2 protein-coding genes are annotated in these 3,303 nt (G+C 65.5%); both read right to left on the reverse strand.

What is annotated here, in order from left to right; translation table 11 throughout:
• Window positions 1-212 precede the first annotated feature (212 nt).
• Window positions 213-488: a peptidylprolyl isomerase gene (locus tag F6S12_RS30690; protein ID WP_011061856.1), complete on the reverse strand. Its 276-nt coding sequence runs from the start codon at window positions 486-488 to the stop codon at window positions 213-215.
• Window positions 489-539: 51 nt separating this feature from the next.
• Window positions 540-3,080 (reverse strand): PAS domain-containing protein, encoded by a 2,541-nt coding sequence (locus tag F6S12_RS30695; RefSeq protein WP_315869758.1) that lies wholly within the window; start codon window positions 3,078-3,080, stop codon window positions 540-542.
• Between the last annotated feature and the right edge of the window lie 223 nt (window positions 3,081-3,303).

The raw sequence follows: 3,303 nt of genomic DNA on the forward strand, positions 1-3,303 counted from the left end.
TCTACAGGGCAGGTGGAGGTTGTAGGAGCCGGCTTGCCGGCGAAGAGGCCATTGAACCGGGCGATGACCTTGCGTGCGCCTTCGCTGGCAAGCCAGCTCCTACAGGGCAGGGAGAGGTTGTAGGAGCCGGCTTGCCGGCGAAGAGGCCATTGAACCGGGCGTTGACCTTGCGGGCGCCTTCGCTGGCAAGCCAGCTCCTGCAGGGCCCGGAGTCAGTCGCGGAAGAAGACTTGCACCAGGTGATAGCCGAACTTGCTCTTGATCGGGCCATGCACGGTGCGCAGGGGCTTCTTGAAAATGACCTGGTCGATGGCACCGACCATCTGCCCCGGGCGCACTTCCCCCAGGTCGCCGCCGCGCTTGCCGGATGGGCAGGTGGAGTATTTCTTCGCCAGTACGTCGAAGGCTTCACCCTTGGCGATGCGCTGCTTGAGCTGTTCAGCCTCTTCGGCGGTTTTCACCAGGATGTGGCGGGCTTGGGCTTTCATGGGCGGGTGACCTTGTAGCGGGAAATCGGCGGCCGCGGATTATGCCTGAATTCAGGACGCGCGGCCGATCATCTGACGAATCTTCTGGGCCATTTCCTCAATGGAAAACGGCTTGGCCATCAGGTCCATGCCCGGCTCCAGGAAGCCCTGGCGCTCGGCCGCCTTTTCCGCATAGCCGGTCATGAACAGCACCTTGAGCCCGGGCCGCTGCTGGCGGGCGATCTCCGCCAGTTGCCGGCCGTTCATGCCCGGCAGGCCGACATCGGTCACCAGCAGGTCGACGCGCATCGGCGATTCCAGCAAGGGCAGGGCGCTGCGCGCATCTTCGGCCTCGAAGGCGCGGTAGCCCAGTTCGGCGAGGACATTGAGCACCAGCATGCGCACTGCCGGGTCGTCTTCCACCACCACCACGGTTTCCCCGGCGATGGCCTGGGGCGCCTGGTTGAGGGTGGCGGGTTCGGCGCTGTCCAGTGGTGCGGCGAACAGCCTCGGCAGGTACAGGCGCACGCAGGTGCCCTGGTCCGGTTCGCTGCTGATGGTCACGTGGCCGCCGGACTGCTGGGCGAAGCCGTAGATCATCGACAGCCCCAGGCCCGTGCCCTGGCCGATGGGCTTGGTGGTGAAGAACGGGTCGAAGGCCTTGGCCAGGATCCGCGGGCTCATGCCGGTGCCGTTGTCGCTGACGCCGAGCATCACGTAGTCGCCGGCCTTGACCGGTTCCAGGGTGCTGATGTCGCTGCCGTCGAGGTAGCTGTTGGCGGTTTCGATCAGCAGCCTACCGCCGTCGGGCATGGCGTCGCGGGCGTTGATCACCAGGTTGAGCAGGGCATTTTCCAGCTGGCTGGCGTCGGTGTTCACCGGCCACACGCCGTCCGCCAATTGCATCTGCAGCTCGATGTGCTCGCCCTTGGTGTGGTTGAACAGCTCTTGCAGCGAGCGCACCAGCTGGTTGGGGTCCAGCGGCTGGCGGTCCAGGGACTGGCGCCGGGAGAACGCCAGCAGGCGGTGGGTCAGGGACGCCGCGCGTTTGGCCGAGGCCATGGCCGCTTCGGTGAAGCGGCCGATCTCGGCGCCGCGGCCGTTGTCGATATAGCGCTGCATCAGGTCCAGGCTGCCGATGATGCCGGTGAGCATGTTGTTGAAGTCGTGGGCGATGCCGCCGGTGAGCTGGCCCACGGCTTCCATCTTCTGCGCATGGCGCAGGGCATCTTCGGCGCGTTCGCGCTCGAACATTTCGTTCTGCAGGCGCTGGTTGGCAGTGGCCAGGGCCTCGGTACGCTGGTTGACCCGTTCCTCCAGGGTTTCGTTGAGATTGCGCAGGGCTTCTTCGGTCTGCCGGCGCTCGGTTTCGTCGATGACAAAGATGTAGAAACCATTGATCGCGCCGTCGGCGCCGTAACGCGGCAGGTACTTCATCAGGGCATGGCGCGGCCGGCCGTCGCGGTGCGGCGAGCTGGCCTCGAAGCTGCACGGCTTGCCGGCCAGTGCGGCCTTGATGTTCTCGGCGCGAGTGGCGTAGATATCGTCGCCGACCACTTCGCGGATGCTCTTGCCGTACAGTTCCTGCGGGGTCAGGCCGTACCAGTCCAGGTAGGCGCTGTTGTTCAGGCGAAAGCGTTCCTCGTGGTCGACATAGCCGATCAGCACGGGCATGGCATTGATGATCAGTTGCAGCTCGGTCTGGCTCTGGCGCAGCGCCTGTTCCATCTGCTTGCGTTCGGTGAGGTCCAGGGCCGCGCCGAGAAAACGCGTCGGCCGGCCATGGTGGTCCTTGTAGCAGCGGCCTCGGGCGAACACCCAGCGCAACTGGCCGTCGGCCAGTTGCAGGCGGTACTCCTCGGCGTATTCGGTGCCGTGGGTGATGCAATGCTTGATGCCCCGGGCCACCATGCCGCGGTCCTCCGGGTGCACGCCCTTGAGGTACTCGCTGATGGGCAGTTGCCGGGACTGCTGCGGATCGACGCTGTGCAACTGGGCGAAATGCGCGTCGGCGATGAAGCGGTCTTCGCCGATGTCCCAATCCCAGGTGCCCACCGCGTCGGTGGCCGCCAGGGCCAGTTGCAGGCGCTCTTCGGTCTCGTGCTGGGCGCGCAGGCTGTCGTCGGAGCGCTGCTGCAGTTCCAGGGCGATGCGCCGGCGCTCGTTGGTCTCGATGGCGGTGACCAGGATTCCGGCGACGTCGCCGCGTTCGTTGCGGATCGGGCTGTAGGTCAGGTCCAGCCACAGGTCGTATTCGCTGCCGTTGGTGCGTTGCAGGCTGAAGCGCTGTTCGCTGAAGGTGCGCACCTGGCCGTTGAGCACGGCGCGGTAGATCGGGTCGGTGAAGTCCATCAGTTCCGGCCAGGTCAGGTGCGCCGGGTGGCCGAAGGCACTGGGGTGCTTGTTGCCCGCCAGCAGGGCGAAGCCGTCGTTGTAGATCTGCGTCAGCTCGGCGCCCCACAGCAGCAGCATCGGCATCGGCGAATGGATCACGATGTCCACGGCGGTGCGCAGGCTCTGGGGCCAGTGGCCGGATTCTCCGAGGGGAGTGGCCGACCAGTCCAGGCGGGCAATCAGGTTGGCGGCTTCGCTGCCGGAGTGGGGGCCATTCATGTCGAAGGTGTCCTGGGTGGTGCGGTATTACGCGGCGACGCCACAGGCTCGCGCACTCGAAAAGTCGCATGGACATGCGGTGCATATTCAAACGGATGGATTGTAGGCGTTTTCGGCGCGCACATTTTCACCCGCTTTTGCGGCGGATGACCAGTCTAGAGGGGCTGAACGGTTATCAGAGTGATGCGTTGGGGATGCGGTAGCCCGTAGGAGCCGGCTTGCC

The sequence above is a fragment of the Pseudomonas sp. JV245A genome (genome assembly GCF_032424515.1).
In the GTDB taxonomy this organism is placed as follows: Bacteria; Pseudomonadota; Gammaproteobacteria; order Pseudomonadales; family Pseudomonadaceae; genus Aquipseudomonas; species Aquipseudomonas protegens.

What these genes read in the sequence shown, in the direction of transcription:
- F6S12_RS30690 (WP_011061856.1), bottom strand. Translation starts at nt 488, where the DNA reads ATGAAAGCCCAAGCCCGCCACATCCTGGTGAAAACCGCCGAAGAGGCT.
- F6S12_RS30695 (WP_315869758.1), bottom strand. Translation starts at nt 3,080, where the DNA reads ATGAATGGCCCCCACTCCGGCAGCGAAGCCGCCAACCTGATTGCCCGC.